The sequence below is a fragment of the Psychrobacter jeotgali genome, assembly GCF_904846315.1.
Lineage (GTDB): Bacteria > Pseudomonadota > Gammaproteobacteria > Pseudomonadales > Moraxellaceae > Psychrobacter > Psychrobacter jeotgali.
In genome coordinates, this window is sequence record NZ_CAJHAF010000001.1 from 1,377,111 (window position 1) to 1,392,835 (window position 15,725).

Below are 15,725 nucleotides of genomic sequence, written 5' to 3' on the forward strand. Positions count from 1 at the left end.
AAGGATAAGTGATGAACATTGATAATATTATTAAACATAAGCATAGCGCAGCATTGAACTGTAGTGCTACTGTTGCTAGCTTTGGATTAACTCATAGCACCAATAATCTATTATTTATAAAAGATAAATTTAAGCCAATAGACGCTATCGAACTGCTCGAAAAAAGCCATTTTAATGAGAGACCAAACAGTTTAGTAAACCATGACATAATTGAGCCTGATAAAAAAAGCACTGCAAATCATAAGCCTGCAATAAAGCTCAGTTTCCAGCTTATGACTCGCGCTGAACCGGTACAGTTAGTCATTGATACTATTTGCTCTTTGCTCGCCATAAAATCAGCGGATGATGAGATCTTAATCATTGATAATAATCATACCGATACGGCTCAATATAAACCGCTAGAGCATTACTGTCAGCAGTTAGATGAGCGCTTTAACGTACACTTTTATCATGTGGATGCAGTGGCAGGTTACAAATCAGGCGCACTCAATTTGGCACTGGGGTTAATGGATCCAACCAGTACCCATATCGTGGTAGTTGATAGCGACTATCAAGCACTGCCCCACGCTCGACACTCCATTGTGCAAGCTATTAAGCAATATCCTAATTGTGCGTTACTACAATTCCCACAGTTTTACCGTGATACAGGGTTAGTGGATGTCCATAGCGAGCTTAATCATTATTTTAATTATCATTTTTATCGCCCTTTTAACCGCAAACGTGCTTTATCTACTGGCACTTATGCCGTCATTCAACGTGATGCTTTGTTGCATTTAGGCGGCTGGTCGAGTGCTTCCATCACAGAGGACGCGCAAATGGGGGTGCTAATGCATCGGCAAGGTTTGCGTAGCCAATTTATTCCAGAAGTTATTGCCACAGGACTACTGCCAACGACTTTGCCTGATTTAATCGCTCAGCGCCAGCGCTGGATCTATGGCAATGTGCAAGTGCTTAATCATTATTTTTCGATAGCTAATAATGCTCATAAACCGCCTATTGGTCTTATTGAGCAATTAGCTTATATGCGCGCACATTTATCCCAGCTTAGTGCTTGGATAAACTTTAGCGCCATTTTTATCATTATGCACGCCTGTACGCTTCTACTTATAGCAATCTTAGCCATTATGTCCACCAATATGAATCTGCAAACCCTACTTACGCCGCTCTATGCAGTTTATGCTGCTTATGCCTTGTTTTTAGGGCGGCGTTTGTGGGCGTATCTGCATGATAAAGCACCGCTAAATAAACAGGTTAATTCTAATAAAAGTAACGGAATTGGTAGTCGTTTGCGCTCTTGGGCACTGCATTTAAACTTTTGGGAATTGGGCGCACTGTCTTGGTTACCCGTACTTTGGGGTCAAGATAGACCTTTCATTTGTACCCCTAAAGAAAAACACTTGCAATCCAAACGGGCTTTATTCATCGCTAATATTTGCGCTTTACCCAAGCTGATATTAGCACTCAACTTTATTACAGCGTTAATAGTTGCCCCTTTTTCACCTTTATATTCGCCGCTCTTATTTGTTTTATCCTTAACTATCTGCGCCCTCAAAATTTGGTCGATGCAAGTAATCTTTACTAATTATAAATACAACTCCCCTAGCGAAGAATCTACTAGCGATGCTATTGATCGCCCTGCTTTTATTAAAAAAAGCAAGTATAAAAGCTTTAGTGAGATAAACAATCACCTTACTGGCTCTACCGTCAAACAAGTTAACAAGCAGAAAATGCTAGTAGCCGATACCCTAAAATCAGCTAAAAATGTAGCACAATCTTTAGAGGTCGAAAAACAAAAACTTCGTTGACTTTTAGTATATTTTTAATTCATTTCTATTTAGCTTACTTTTATTTAAATGAGCTATTATCTAGCTTTTATTTAGGGAATATTGTATGTCACCTACTTATGTTCAAAATAGCCTTGCTCATTCTGCAACAGTTCTACCTAAAGACTCTATAACAAATATTCATACCAAAAACCTTCAACGTCCTCTGAAAATAGCGATTATCGCACACTCGCTCTACCCTATTGCCGAGCCTTATGCTGGTGGTCTTGAGATGATAACCCAGCTGATTTGTGATGAATTGGTAGCTCAAGGTCATGAGGTGCTGCTGTATGCGCATGCTGATAGCCAAACAAAAGCGGATTTGATTCCCTTTTTGACTCGTGAAATGTTCGATGAGCTGGTTTATGACACGGAGCACGAGATGGTTGGCATGAGCCGTGAGGAGCTATATCAGTACCTGACTTATCAGAATGCTATGCGTGATATCATCGCTCGTGATAGGCGCGGCGAGATTGATATCGTGCATAATCATAGCCTGCACCATGTGCCTATGCTAGTGGGTCAAGCTTTTGGAGCGAGATGCTTTACAACTTTTCATACGCCTATTTTTCCGCAGCTACGCTTGGCGTTACTAACCTTACGTCATGGCACTCAGACGCAGTTTACCGCTATCAGTCGGCATCAGCAGCAACTATTTGCTGAATTCGTGCCCGCGCAGGTGGTCTATAACGGTATTGATGTGGCGTCCTTTAAGGCTAATACCGATCCTGTGGAGGATGAGGTTTATTTTTGGTACGGGCGTATTTGCCCTGAAAAAGGCACCCATTTAGCTATGGAATACTGTCTGACAGCTGGCAAACGTTTGGTTATCGCCGGGCCAAAAAGCAATCAAGACTACTTTGATAAAGAGGTTGCGCCTTTATTAAAAAAAGATGAAATACAGGCAGAAACTAATCATAGCCAGCGATTATTAAACTACGTGGGTCACTTATCAAAGTCCCAAATTAACGACTATCTGTGTCAATCAACGGCGATGCTATTTACCAGCACTTGGGATGAACCTTACGGCTTGACACTCGCTGAGAGCTTAGCTTGCGGTACGCCGGTTATCGGCTTCGATGTGGGCGCTGGCGCTGAGATTGTCACTCAAGATACCGGTATTATTGTAGAAAAGGCAGATAAAGCCGCTTTTGTGCAAGCTTTTGATACTATCGCTAATATTTCCCGTCAAGCTTGTAGGCATCGCGCCGAACAGTTTTGTTCGGTAGCAGCGATGGTGAATGGTTATCTTGAGCTCTACAACCAGACGCTAATGCAAACTGAGCACCCCTTCTCAATAGCAGGCTGAGATCAATTATAGTAGGCAAATATACAACAACATCTTAATTATTCCAATTACTGCCAACTTTAGGGATTATCGCTATGCGTATCGGTTATTACGCTCATCATCATGGTTCAGGTCATTGCCGACAAGCGGACAAATTAGTCGCCCTTTTGCCGCTAGCATTAAGAGCGCAGTTGACGGTTTTTACCAGTCTAAATAAGGAAGCTTATCAATTTGAGGCATTAGACGAGTTGCAAATAGTGCGCCTAAGTCCTGAAGATGAACGTATGGATGAGGTGTTACCCGGACGTTCTGGGGAGTATTGGCAACCCAAGAGTTTGCACTACTCGCCCGTAGGTAACAGCGATATTCAAACTCGTAGCTGGCAAATTCTTGATGCTATCAAACGGCGAAATATTGATTTGATGATTATTGATGTTAGCGCGGAGGTAGCTATGTTATGCCGTGTCGCTAGCATTCCTTTTTTATATGTAAGACTTGCTGGCATACGTGATGATACCGCGCACCTAGATGCTTTTGCAGGAGCGCTTGGGTTATTAGCGCCTTACCCTAAAAGTCTTGAGACCCCATTAACCCCTGATTGGGTGCAACAAAAAACCTTTTATCTCGACTTTTTGCCCAGTAAAGCCGTAACACCTATTAGCTATCAAGACTTTATTAAAAGCTTAAAGGTTTTAGCCTCGTCAACGAATGGCATTAGTAATACTACTGAAACTTGCCCGCGTTTAGATCAACTGGCGTCTATGCAAAATAGCGCTCAAAGTAGTGCTCAATTTGCTAATAGTAAAGATAAGCCGTTGCTGGTCACCGTTATCAAAGGCTACGGCGGTCATGAGGCTATCGATACTAAATTGCCTAATCTACGCCGAGCTCTACCTAATGCTTTTATTATCTCATTAGGACCTATTTCTGATGCTATGCGTGCTTATGTCGATATTGCTACAGAAGTTGCTGACGTGACTCCTTTTATTATCCATAATGAGCTGTTATTAATGGCGTGCGGGATGAATAGCGTGGCGCAAGTTTACTATCACTCTACCCCGCTAATAGCTTTGCCTGCGGATAGACCGCATCAAGAACAGCAAGTACTGGCGGAAGCGCTCATTGGTCAAGGTCGAGCACTGAGCTGGGAGCAATTTATAAACTTATCTTTGGCAGGCTCTAGCGATACCACCATTAATAACGAGTCAGTTATTTATCAAAATATAATAGCGGCGTTGTCTAGTAATCATGAAACGGATGATAATAAAAATGCAGATAACCCCTTAATAGCACAAGATTTTATGAACAATCTAATCAGTTATTCTAGGGTCAAACACTGGTTCCAAGATTGGTTATTACCGCGTTTAGAGATTACGCCTGAGCGTATGAAGTGGTAAAAAATAACAGTAATAAAAATAAGAGAGTGCCATGACTTTATCGTCTATTAATAAACCCTTTCCTGTCAGTGTCATTACCACTTGCTACGGGCGCAATCATCATCTTTATAATCTACTAAGTAGCTTAGATAATGGCAGCGTCAAACCTGATGAAGTTATTATCGTTAACGATGACGCTGACCCTAATCAATTAACAAAGTATGCGCTTAATATCGTCCAAATCCCTACTAACGAAGCGCTTGCAAATAAAAGCTTGTCCTCTGCAAAAACAGGCTTTGATATTGGGCGTAACCGTAATATTGGCGCTCCCAAAGCTACGCATGAGGCGCTGATATTTTTGGATGTCGACTGTATCGCCGCTCCCACATTTATAGAAAGCTTAGCTGCTAATCTACAAGCAAATCCTGATGCGCTATTCATGGGACAGCCGCGCTATCTTACTCGACCGCTAAACACTACTGAAAGCAATCAACTAAAACAAGGAATGCTAGCGGTTGAAACGCTAAATGAATTATCAGTATTCAATCCTTACCGCTTTAATTTTGAGCCCAAAAATCATTTCAATTTTAGTGATAAAACAGCAAAAAGCTCAGATACTGAAAACACAGATATGAGCAATACACAGATGCAATTAACTGAAGATTATGGCGGATTTTGGAGTCTATGCTTTGCCATATCTCGCCAGCAGTTTGAACGTATTGGCGGCTTTGATACCCGTTATATCGGTTATGGCGCCGAGGATACTGATTTTGCCTTTATGGCACGTGCTTTAGATATAGCGTTTTATCTGACTAATGATGTGGTTTATCATCAGCAGCACAGCGTCTATCGTCCTCCGCTCAACCATTTATCTAGCATCGTAATTAATGCCAACCGCTTTTATGATAAATGGCAGCACTGGCCAATGGGCGGCTGGCTTGAGAGTTTTGCAAAAATGGGCTTGATTGCTTGGCAAGAGCAGCAACAAACCCCTATTGAAATTCTAAGACAGCCTACTGAAGTTGAAATCAATGCAGCGCATTATCCTGATGCCGCTTATGTGTAGTGCTTACTTTATAGGCTAACTAAATTTTGTAAAAAATTAATAGTAGATTATTGCTAGCTAAACCCTGTAGGATAGCTTTAGAATCAGTATTAAAAAACTATGAATAATAACTTTAAACAAGGACGTATTGTTATGAATCAAAGTAATCAGCTTAGAGCTAGCTCTACTAAATCATCTTATATCGCTAAGTCAGTTATGAGCAGTGCCGTAATTGCAGCCTTATTAGTAAGTTCAGGCTGTGCCACCAGCTCGCTCCTAGAGAATGAAAACCGCGTTAGCTCAAAGACTGTAACCAATGTTCTGTCTGAAGATCAAATCGTCGCATTTGGTCGCCCTGCACAGCCTATACCTAACCTGCCGACGGGCAACATGGTTATTGTTGGCGAAAAGAACAGCTATGTCCTAGTTCAAGGAGGGGCTGAAATGGTCACTCTGCTCACCAATCTAACTGCAAAAAATATTCAGGTTGAGAATGACATGAGCTTTGAAGTGCCCAATAACGACGGCTACTTCCAAGGACAAATGAAAATGTCTTATGCCAAATTAAAAGATGAGTTTCAACGCTCTGATTATCAGTTCTTTTTGCAAAATGGCGGGCAAGAATGCACGTCAGCCAGTGATATGCGAATGAATGCTCAGCGCTTTTGCTTTAGCGTGCCAGTAAAAGGCGCTATCTATCCGCAAGTGAGTAATTTGAGCTTGATTCAATCCAAATACCGCGCTTTGAGTAAACCTTATACGGTGACATTTTATAACCGAACCGCACAAAATGAAGTAACTCGTAGTGGTAGGAATGGGGCTGAAAAATTGATACTACTCCCTTTTGCGGTCGCTTTTGATGTGGTGACTTTCCCTGTACAATTATTGGACAGCATCGCTAATTAACAGTACCAATATAGTCAACTGTAAATAAAAGCAACATGTCTTTTGCCACATGCTGCTGGCATAAATTTTACTTGCATGCTGTGTCTACGCTGACAGAGGCTGCGCAAAATTAATTCCAGCAGCATTGGACTTACCCTTCTTGAAATATCTTAACATTCATTAATAAATCAGACTTTCCCTACAGCAAAAAAGCACTCAATTATGAGTGCTTTTTTAAACTTAAATCCAATGACCTAACCTTTAAATGAAAGTTATCGAAAAATCAGAAATAGCAAATACCTTCACCATGAAGTTAGCGAGGAGGCGCTACTTTGAGTGATAAAGCCATCTGGCGTTTGTCCATTATCCGCTTGCCAACGCTGGAAAGCTTTGCGGGTATTGGTACCGATAATACCGTCTGCACCTTTGGTATCATAGCCAGCACTAGTTAAGCGGCGCTGTAGAGTAGTCACTTGATAGGTCGATAAAGGACGCTCATAGCGTGGCCAAGATTTACGTAATCCGCTCTGCCCAGCGATAGCTTTACCTAATAAGCTTACTCCCAGCGCATAGTTTGATGAGTTGTTATAAACCTTTATCACATCAAAGTTAGGGCTTAGCAGCAGCGCAGGGCCATTTGCACCTGCCGGTAACCACAGCTCCATCATAGTATTGGCATCTAAATAGACATCATCTATGGTATCAATACCGAGCGACGCCCATCTTGCAGCAGGCATTTTTGTTCCCACCGTTGAGTAATCAAATGAGGCCGGAACAGTCACTTCATAAAAAGGCGCTAATCCACGTACCCAGCCTGAATTATTCAAATAATTGGCGGTTGATGCTAGAGCGTCTTTTGTCGACCAAGGGTTACGATGGCCATTACCATCACCATCCACCCCTTGCTCAAGCCAAGTTGCCGGGATAAATTGAGTCTCACCCATCCCACCTGCCCATGAGCCATCGAGCTGTGACCACGAGATATCGCCCCGCTGTAATAGGGATATCAGTGCCAGTAATTGTTTCTCTGCAAACTCTTGACGACGCCCATCGTAAGCTAGGCTAGCCAGCGCACTTGGGATATAACTGGAGCCTGTCACCGCACCAAAAGAGGATTCCATACCCCAAATAGCGGCAATAATCTCAGCGTTAACGCCATACTGCGATTCCAGTCCTGATAAATAGCCACGCTGCTCAGCGAACTTGCGTTTACCCGTACTGACTCGGCCATCTGATACCGCAGAATCGGCATAGTCCCAAGGCATTTTTGAAAACTCAGCCTGACTGGAGTCTGACGAGATGACCTGTTGGTTTAGATAAGTAGAGCCCAGCAAACGCTGCACGTCAGAGGCGTTATAACCAGCTGCCATGGCACGCATAGAAAAGTCTGATTTCCAGTCCGAAAAGCTACTGTAGCTAGGCTTTGGCGTTGATGGTGGTTTGGGTTTGATAACGGTTTGTTGCTGAATAACAACCGGAGCAGGTTTAGGCTTGATAGTTTGGGTTTGGGTAACCTGTACATTGCCTCGCACCGGTTTGCTAGGCTGAATTTGGGTGGGTTGGCTCACACAACCTACCACCATAAGAGTAGGCAGTAATAGGGCGATATGGTGCTTTTTTAACATCATAAGAATCTCGAGTATCTATAGCGGGGAGAAGTCAGTCAAATTTAGAACAAAGTTAGCAAAGGCTTACCTGCCTAACCTAGGTTATTGATACGAAGGACAATAACTGAAAATTACTTTAGCAATAAATAACTATAAAGTCGATGACATTAATGCGCTGATTACTATCTATCATTTCTGCTAGTTTCTAGCTATTAAAAAACCAAACATCTTAGCTTTTAGCGTGCCAAATAAGCGGTCATATCCTCGACCCCATGTAAAGTCATCGGATACATGTGTCCATCGAATAATTTTTTAATCTCGCCTATCGTTTGGGTATAGTCCCAATAAGCAGGGTTTTCAGGGTTAAGCCAAGCGACTTTGTCAAAATGTTCAAGGACACGCTTTAGCCATACGACTCCAGCCTCTTTATTCATATACTCTACGCTGCCGCCGACTGAAAATAGCTCGTAAGGCGACATCGAGGCATCACCGACAAAGATAACCCGATACTCACGGCCATATTTATTTAGCAGCTCAAAGGTCGGCATCGGGTTACTATGGCGACGGTTATTATCTTGCCAAACATAATCATATAAACAGTTATGAAAATAAAAAAACTCTAAAGTTTTAAACTCGTTTTTAGCGGCAGAAAACAGCTTCTCTAGAGCATCAACATGGATATCCATACTGCCGCCCACATCAAAGAGCATCAGCACTTTGACCCTATTACGGCGCTCAGGCTGCATGTGAATATCGAGCACACCTTTTTTGGCGGTACGTTTGATAGTTTCATGAATATCGAGCTCGTCAGCGCTACCGGTACGGGCAAACTGGCGCAGATTACGTAACGCCATCTGGATTTGCCGTGTACCAAGTAGATTATCATCATCCAAATTGCGATATTTACGCTGCTCCCAAACTTTTACTGCGCTACGCTTACGGGATTCGCCGCCGACTCTTACGCCTTCTGGATGGTCACCATAAGCGCCAAAGGGAGAGCTGCCGCCAGTGCCTACCCATTTACTACCGCCTTGATGACGCTCTTTTTGCTCTTTAAGACGCTCCTCTAAAGCTTTCATCAGCTCCTCAAGCGAGCCGTATTTTTTCAGCAGGCGTCGTTGCTCCTCCGTTAGATTCTTGGGATCAAGCTTTAAATCCAGCCATTCTTCTGGAATATCGGTCAATTTTGACATTAATTCATCAATATCTAAGCTGTCCACACCCTCAAAATAGTCCGCCATTGCGCGATCAAACTTATCGAAGTGGCGCTCGTCTTTGACCATGCATAATCTGATCAGCCGGTACATATCCTCACGACTGGCAAAGGTGGTTAAGCTGGCGTCCTCTGGATGTGGCTGCATCATCAGACCTTGCTCAAGTGCGGCATTGAGGTCAAGCAGCTCACGGGTGCTCACGGGCACGCCATAAGTACGCAGGGTATAGAATAGTTTTATAAACATAAGTTAAAGTCGCTTATTGGCAGATGTGGTTAACAAGCTAATAGCTATATAAACAGCTTTAGACCCTTAACGGCGCATCATATTGGCAAAACGCTGCAGCAAACTCACATCGGCTTCGTTTTTGAGCAGTGCACCATACAGCGGCGGAATGGACTTCTCACCGCGCAAGTTTTCTTCCAGCTCGTTTTGTGCCATATCGTCGGCAAGTAATAAAGTTAACCAATCAACCAATTCTGAGGTTGAGGGCAGTTTTTTGAGTCCTTGAATATTACGCAGCTTATAAAAGACATCTAGCGCATCATTGACCAGTTTTTCTTGGATATTGGGAAAATGCACCTCGATAATCTGACGCATGGTATGTTCATCAGGAAAGTCAATATAGTGAAAAAAGCAGCGACGCAAAAAGGCATCAGGTAGCTCTTTTTCATTGTTTGAGGTAATAATCACCACCGGACGCTGCTCGGCGGTAATGGTCTCGCCGGTCTCGTAAACGTAAAAGGACATTTTATCGAGCTCATGCAGCAAATCGTTTGGGAATTCGATATCGGCCTTATCCACTTCATCAATCAATAACACACTACGCTGCTCACTGGTAAAGGCATCCCACAATTTACCGGGCTTGATGTAATTACCAATCTCATAGACCTTGTCATCACCCAACTGCGAATCGCGCAGGCGTGATACGGCGTCATACTCGTATAACCCTTGCTCCGCCTTAGTAGTCGATTTAATATGCCAAGTAATCAGCGGCATGCCTAAACTTGCCGCCACCTCTTCGGCGAGCAAAGTCTTACCGGTGCCCGGCTCGCCTTTGATTAATAGTGGCTTTTGCAAGGTCATTGCGGCATTAACCGCTAGCTGTAGATCATCAGTGGCGATATAGCTGTCGGTACCAGTAAAGCTTTTTTTAGGGATGTTGTTAGTGGTCATAATACAAGTCTCAATGATGTCAAAATGAAAAGTTAATGAAATATCAGTAGTTAATAATAGTCAGTGGTCAATAATAGATAGTTATTAAGCCTAGCACAGCTCAGTCCTATATCGAAATAGTTCCAGCCGACTTATGCGTCTTTACTGACACTCAGCTTACCATTGTTAACCAGTAATTTTTAGTAAAGGGGCTCCATAAAAAAAGACACGCAGTGGTGTCTTTTATTGCACTTCTTATAAGGTCTGTTGACCCTAGTTAAAAGCTGAGTCTAAAAATAATAAGCTCATTATAACTTAGGGTCTTTGACCTCAGTCTCAGCTACAGGTTTTTTGCTGCTTGACTGATCAACAGCTGGTGCTTTGGAATTTTTGGCTTTAGCAACAACTTTCTCAGCGGCTATATTTTTATTGACGTCCTTGGTATAAAAACCTTCTCTAATTTTTTTGGGAGGCACGTTTGTCGCTGTTTTGGGAGCGGCTTGAGGGGTAGCTACGGGTATCTCATTGCTAGGTACAGCAGAATCTTGTACTAAATAATTACCCGTGGTCAACTGCATAGTAGCCTTGGTATCTTCAGCTGAGCGTTGACGGGCTTTATCCAAACTAGATTCGAAGGCACCCCGTATGAGCTGCCAAACAAAGCCAATAAACAATCCAACAACCAGCACCACTAATATCGGTAATAAATTACTAATTGCCATCGCCGTATCTTTCATCATCAGCGCATAAATCACCGCTATACTAGCCGGTGCAATCTGACTGGGATCACCAAGTGCAGTACTTGGTGCGAGTAGTACAGCAAATATCAGCATCCAAGTCATACCACCTAGCGGCTTTGGCAACATGCGAGCTACTAGTAGCCACAACAATAAGACAATAATAGTGAAACCAATATAAGCGTACATCGGTAGGTCAGCCGCTGGAACGTCTTTTACCAGCTGACTCCACCAAATAGTAATCTCACCAAGAATATCACTGATGGTATCTAATGGTAATAATTGTAAAATACTTTTTAACCAGTCCATGCGTGTTCAAACACCTACGTTATAAATAGACCTACTCAGCTATTTATGAGTTATTAATATTGTCAATATCTGTAAATCACCAACTCTTTAGGTCATAACAGACCCTATCTGTGACCAACAGACAACTAAGCTAATAATAACTACGCTAATAACAACTGCTCTAATAAATAGCTTCGCTTTATAAGCCGCTAGTTTATCACGACTCTATACTAAAATGCATATCACGGGCACAGACTCTGCTAGCAAGTCTTAATCGTACTTATTATCTTGCAACTCGCGGGCACGCAGCTCAGCTTGCCGGCGCATAACATCTTGCGGCGGCATTTGCACATAATAACCTTGTGATTTTAGTTTTGTCAGCACCTCGTCTTTATCGACACGAGCCAGCTTTGCAGTCGCGCTTAAATCTAGATGCATAACGAATTTACTAGCGCCTAAACTGGCACGAAAGTCCTTTGGCAACACTCCTAACCAGTCCTTAATCTCATCGGTATCATCTGGATAATCAGGGCGGGCAATATAAACATACATATCGTCGTGCTTAGGGAATTTGTAAATATCGCAATGCATACAGGCAACCTTTCATCTATACAAAAATATATAAAACGCTTCATTTATAATGCCATAGACTAGCATAATTCAGTTGAATAATATTAGTAGCTTTACGTTTGGCTATGGTAATTTAGGTCAAGTATTCTTTTTGGTTAACAAAAACACCTTTTTAGCAAATTTATTGATATTAATCCGTTTGATGACTTGTAAAAAGAGCAGTAACCTTTCATAATAAAAGCGTTTTTCAGGAGAGAGTTTAGGCTTAATACGGCGTTATAAATGACTCTGTAGCGGCTACTAAACCACCGAAGGCGCATCCACCCTGCCAATCGCTCAGGTAAAAGGACTGAAAAACGCATGCCATTATGGTTTATCAAACTGCTTTTATTCGCATAGTTTTTCATGCAAAAAGGCTTTCAAACGATAACGATCAGGCATAACAAATCTGGAGAGCGGTAAAACTATTATAGTTTGCCCACCGAAGGGGAGAAAATACGATCTTTTTCACTAAAATATAGTCAGGTGAAAGTAAAACTGTTATGTAGATTCAAATGTGCTGTTAGTATCCATTTTACTTGCTTGCTGTGTCTACGCTGACAGAGGCTGCGCAAAATGAACACCAGCAGCACTGAACGGTAACACTTTTAAAGTCACTCAACTATATCAGCTGGATAATGAAGTCGTATTGAAAATCTCAGGTCACAGGACAGATGGGGCTTTGCTAAACTGGCGTTCAGCGTCTGTTTGGCTTATGCTCTATGGTTCGTGCTACCCTTTAATACCGTGTTTGCCTATTGGCGAACTTATCTCCCATCATTATTAAACGTCATGTTAAATAGCTATATATCCCATTACCTATTTACAATAATAATGACGCAAACATAAGGATTTGTTATGACCGATACCTCATCTCAAGCAGATAACACTCAAACCCCTAAGCGCACTCCCCTCTACCAGTCTCACGTTGATAGTGATGGCAAGATGGTGGACTTTTCTGGCTGGGAGCTGCCTATTCATTATGGCTCACAAATAGAAGAGCATGACGTGGTACGTACCGATGCCGGGATGTTCGATGTCTCTCACATGGTCATCGTCGATGTTAAAGGCAAGGATGCCAAAGCTTGGCTCCAAAAGCTGCTCGCAAATGACGTCGATAAATTAAAAACCGTCGGTAAAGCGCTCTACTCGCCTATGCTCAATGAGGAAGGCGGTATCATTGACGACCTGATTGTTTACTTGATGAATGAAGACGCCACCCAGTACCGTATCGTCTCCAATGCCGCTACCCGCGATAAAGATATGGCACAGTTTAATAAAGTAGCCCAAGGTTTTGAGGTGAGCATAGATGAGCGTTCAGAGCTGGCTATGCTGGCGATTCAAGGACCTAAAGCGGTCGAAAAACTAGCGCAAGTTAAGCCTAGCTGGACAGATATCCTAACCGAGCTTAAACCCTTTGTCGGTGCAGATTTGACAACGATCGAAGGCAAAGATTGGTTCGTCGCTCGTACGGGTTACACTGGAGAAGATGGCGTCGAAGTCATTATGCACGGCGATGATGCGCCCGCATTCTTTGAGCAATTAAAAGCTAATAATATCAAACCCACAGGGCTCGGCGCGCGTGATACTTTGCGTATGGAAGCCGGTATGAACCTTTATGGTCATGATATGGATGAAACTACCAGTCCTTATGAGTGCAACATGGGCTGGACGCTAGCATTAAAAGATGAGCGCGACTTTATTGGTCGCACGGCTTTAGTCAGTAAACGTAAGCAAGCCAAAGACAATAGTACCGCTATGAAACAAGTCGGCTTATTGCTCACTGCCCGCGGCGTCTTGCGTGAAGGCATGGCAGTTACCATCAATCAGGGAACGGACAATGAGCAAACCGGTGTTATTACCAGCGGTACTTTCTCCCCTAGCCTGAAACATTCCATTGCTATTGCCCGTGTTCCTGCTAGTTTAAGCGAAGAAGATAGCGTCCAAGTTGATCTACGCGGTAAAGGCAAATTCGTCGATGTACGGGTTATAAAACTGCCCTTTGTACGCAATGGTCAGCAGCAATTTGACTCATAGATTTTTGTAAGCCTTTTCTGCAAAATAGTGCTAAATAGTTTTGTTGCGCAAGCTAGCAATTCAAAATAATTTTTATATACTGTTCATTCAACTACCCTCTATATTTTAGGAGAAAACCATGAGTAACATCCCAGCAGAACTTAAGTACATTGCCAGCCATGAATGGCTACGTTTAGAAGACGACGGCACCATCACCGTTGGTATTACCGACCATGCACAAGACTTGCTAGGCGACGTGGTATTCGTTGAATTACCTGATGTCGGCGATACTATCGCTGTTGATGATGAGATCTCAGTGGTTGAGTCAGTAAAAGCGGCCTCTGATGTTTATGCGCCTTTATCAGGTGAGATTGTTGCTATCAACGAAGCGCTTGAAGACGACCCTGAAATCATCAACACCGACCCTTATGGCGAAGGTTGGTTCTTTAGAATCAAACCTGACAATATGGATGACTACGAAGCCTTAATGACCGCTGATGAATACGAAAGCGAGCTTTAATTTTTAATTATTGATAAAGCTTATTAAATAAAATGATTTATTTATAGCAAAACTGCAGATATTAACCTCGATTGGTATCTGCAACTGCCCCGTACACTTGCTCACTTGAAGCATTGTTTATAACTTTAATACGTATATCTCTATTCTTTTAAAACTAACTTTTATCCTTTTACCGCCAATAAACCCAAGCATTTATATGATTTTAAGCCTTTAGACTCATAACTTCTGAAAAAAGTGCATAAAACTACCGCTACTCGCATGGATAATACAATGAATTCTGATACTGATAACAACGGTAATGACGATATGGATAAAACTCATTTAGCCACGCCGAAACATACGCCGCAGCTTGATGCCTTTCGGCAAGTAGTAGAATCACGGCGCTCAGTACGCCGTTTTACGGACACCCCTATTCCTGATGAAGTTATGGCAGAATGCCTGCGCTTAGCTATGCTGGCTCCCAACTCTAGCAATTTGCAGCCGTGGGAGTTTTATGTGATTGATAGCGACCATAAACGCAAAAAAGCCATCAAAAACTGTATGGGACAAAATGCCGCCAAGACCTCAGCTCGTCTAATCGCTGTCGTCGCACGCACTGATATCTGGCATGACCATGCGCAGCAAATCTTGCGAGAATATCCGGATAAACCCGTGCCCAAAAAGGTCATAGATTACTATACCAAAGTGGTTGCTTTAGACTTCTTACGCGGCCCTGCCAATGTGGTATCAGCAGCCAAGTGGAGCGCTACGCAAGTGTTCAGACGCGCTAAAGGCCCGATCAAATCGCCCTATTATACTTTTGAAGACGTCAAAAACTGGGCGACCAATAATACCGCACTAGCTGCTGAAAACCTGATGTTGGCACTGCGAGCGCATGGTTTTGATAGTTGTCCGATGGGCGGCTTTGATGAGCCTGCCATGAAGCGCTTGCTGGGTCTAGGCGATGAACATCATATCGTCATGATGATCGGTGCGGGCGAGCGTGCTGATAATGGTATTTATAACTCGCAATTTAGATTTAACCAAGACCAGTTTGTACATTACGTATAACCGGCTAAATATAGTTAATTCACTATAAAAGTGATGCAGGGCTGCTGGGATGAATTTTGCGCAGCCTCGAAACAGCATTGAAACAGCATAGCCGCAGCACGCAAGTAAAATT

13 protein-coding genes and 1 riboswitch are annotated in these 15,725 nt (G+C 42.8%); of the genes, 8 read left to right on the forward strand and 5 right to left on the reverse strand.

Annotated features, from left to right (window positions below; all coding sequences use genetic code 11):
- The first annotated feature begins 11 nt into the window (after positions 1-11).
- The 5 genes from JMX18_RS05460 to JMX18_RS05480 all read left to right on the forward strand — a co-directional run bounded on the left by JMX18_RS05460 (position 12) and on the right by JMX18_RS05480 (position 6,438).
- Entirely contained in the window at positions 12-1,805 is a 1,794-nt protein-coding gene (locus JMX18_RS05460; RefSeq protein WP_201585436.1) for a glycosyltransferase family 2 protein, read from the forward strand.
- A gap of 85 nt (positions 1,806-1,890) precedes the next feature.
- Positions 1,891-3,132, forward strand: a complete 1,242-nt coding sequence (locus JMX18_RS05465; protein ID WP_201585438.1) for a glycosyltransferase — start codon at positions 1,891-1,893, stop codon at positions 3,130-3,132.
- A 74-nt stretch (positions 3,133-3,206) separates the two neighbouring features.
- Positions 3,207-4,508 (forward strand): hypothetical protein, encoded by a 1,302-nt coding sequence (locus JMX18_RS05470; protein WP_201585440.1) that lies wholly within the window; start codon positions 3,207-3,209, stop codon positions 4,506-4,508.
- 31 nt (positions 4,509-4,539) lie between these two features.
- A complete protein-coding gene (locus JMX18_RS05475) occupies positions 4,540-5,553 on the forward strand; it encodes a glycosyltransferase family 2 protein (RefSeq protein ID WP_201585442.1) in 1,014 nt (337 codons plus the stop codon).
- A gap of 132 nt (positions 5,554-5,685) precedes the next feature.
- Complete coding sequence (locus tag JMX18_RS05480) at positions 5,686-6,438, forward strand: YidX family protein (protein ID WP_201585444.1); 753 nt, start codon at positions 5,686-5,688, stop codon at positions 6,436-6,438.
- 281 nt (positions 6,439-6,719) lie between these two features.
- Here the strand turns inward: JMX18_RS05480 and JMX18_RS05485 are convergent, their stop codons facing one another.
- From JMX18_RS05485 to JMX18_RS05505, 5 genes are all read right to left on the reverse strand, one after another.
- Positions 6,720-8,045 carry a lytic murein transglycosylase gene (locus JMX18_RS05485; RefSeq protein WP_201585446.1) on the reverse strand — a complete coding sequence of 442 codons (1,326 nt, stop codon included), beginning with the start codon at positions 8,043-8,045 and terminating at the stop codon, positions 6,720-6,722.
- Between the two features lie 215 nt (positions 8,046-8,260).
- Complete coding sequence (locus JMX18_RS05490) at positions 8,261-9,484, reverse strand: vWA domain-containing protein (protein ID WP_201585448.1); 1,224 nt, start codon at positions 9,482-9,484, stop codon at positions 8,261-8,263.
- Positions 9,485-9,550: 66 nt separating this feature from the next.
- Positions 9,551-10,414 carry an AAA family ATPase gene (locus JMX18_RS05495; RefSeq protein ID WP_201585450.1) on the reverse strand — a complete coding sequence of 288 codons (864 nt, stop codon included), beginning with the start codon at positions 10,412-10,414 and terminating at the stop codon, positions 9,551-9,553.
- 287 nt (positions 10,415-10,701) lie between these two features.
- Positions 10,702-11,439: a hypothetical protein gene (locus JMX18_RS05500; RefSeq protein WP_227674570.1), complete on the reverse strand. Its 738-nt coding sequence runs from the start codon at positions 11,437-11,439 to the stop codon at positions 10,702-10,704.
- Positions 11,440-11,688: 249 nt separating this feature from the next.
- Positions 11,689-12,009, reverse strand: a complete 321-nt coding sequence (locus JMX18_RS05505; RefSeq protein ID WP_201585452.1) for a YcgL domain-containing protein — start codon at positions 12,007-12,009, stop codon at positions 11,689-11,691.
- A gap of 217 nt (positions 12,010-12,226) precedes the next feature.
- Positions 12,227-12,350, forward strand: a riboswitch (glycine riboswitch).
- Between the two features lie 535 nt (positions 12,351-12,885).
- Here JMX18_RS05505 and gcvT point away from each other — a divergent pair.
- The 3 genes from gcvT (at position 12,886) to JMX18_RS05520 (ending at position 15,613) form a co-directional block, all read left to right on the forward strand.
- Complete coding sequence (gcvT, locus tag JMX18_RS05510; RefSeq protein WP_201585454.1) at positions 12,886-14,064, forward strand: glycine cleavage system aminomethyltransferase GcvT; 1,179 nt, start codon at positions 12,886-12,888, stop codon at positions 14,062-14,064.
- Between the two features lie 118 nt (positions 14,065-14,182).
- Positions 14,183-14,563: a glycine cleavage system protein GcvH gene (gene gcvH / locus JMX18_RS05515; protein WP_201585456.1), complete on the forward strand. Its 381-nt coding sequence runs from the start codon at positions 14,183-14,185 to the stop codon at positions 14,561-14,563.
- Between the two features lie 270 nt (positions 14,564-14,833).
- Positions 14,834-15,613 (forward strand): nitroreductase family protein, encoded by a 780-nt coding sequence (locus JMX18_RS05520; protein WP_201585458.1) that lies wholly within the window; start codon positions 14,834-14,836, stop codon positions 15,611-15,613.
- Positions 15,614-15,725: the final 112 nt, after the last annotated feature.

What these genes read in the sequence shown, in the direction of transcription:
- JMX18_RS05460 (WP_201585436.1), top strand. Translation starts at nt 12, where the DNA reads ATGAACATTGATAATATTATTAAACATAAGCATAGCGCAGCATTGAAC.
- JMX18_RS05465 (WP_201585438.1), top strand. Translation starts at nt 1,891, where the DNA reads ATGTCACCTACTTATGTTCAAAATAGCCTTGCTCATTCTGCAACAGTT.
- JMX18_RS05470 (WP_201585440.1), top strand. Translation starts at nt 3,207, where the DNA reads ATGCGTATCGGTTATTACGCTCATCATCATGGTTCAGGTCATTGCCGA.
- JMX18_RS05475 (WP_201585442.1), top strand. Translation starts at nt 4,540, where the DNA reads ATGACTTTATCGTCTATTAATAAACCCTTTCCTGTCAGTGTCATTACC.
- JMX18_RS05480 (WP_201585444.1), top strand. Translation starts at nt 5,686, where the DNA reads ATGAATCAAAGTAATCAGCTTAGAGCTAGCTCTACTAAATCATCTTAT.
- JMX18_RS05485 (WP_201585446.1), bottom strand. Translation starts at nt 8,045, where the DNA reads ATGATGTTAAAAAAGCACCATATCGCCCTATTACTGCCTACTCTTATG.
- JMX18_RS05490 (WP_201585448.1), bottom strand. Translation starts at nt 9,484, where the DNA reads ATGTTTATAAAACTATTCTATACCCTGCGTACTTATGGCGTGCCCGTG.
- JMX18_RS05495 (WP_201585450.1), bottom strand. Translation starts at nt 10,414, where the DNA reads ATGACCACTAACAACATCCCTAAAAAAAGCTTTACTGGTACCGACAGC.
- JMX18_RS05500 (WP_227674570.1), bottom strand. Translation starts at nt 11,439, where the DNA reads ATGGACTGGTTAAAAAGTATTTTACAATTATTACCATTAGATACCATC.
- JMX18_RS05505 (WP_201585452.1), bottom strand. Translation starts at nt 12,009, where the DNA reads ATGCATTGCGATATTTACAAATTCCCTAAGCACGACGATATGTATGTT.
- gcvT (WP_201585454.1), top strand. Translation starts at nt 12,886, where the DNA reads ATGACCGATACCTCATCTCAAGCAGATAACACTCAAACCCCTAAGCGC.
- gcvH (WP_201585456.1), top strand. Translation starts at nt 14,183, where the DNA reads ATGAGTAACATCCCAGCAGAACTTAAGTACATTGCCAGCCATGAATGG.
- JMX18_RS05520 (WP_201585458.1), top strand. Translation starts at nt 14,834, where the DNA reads ATGAATTCTGATACTGATAACAACGGTAATGACGATATGGATAAAACT.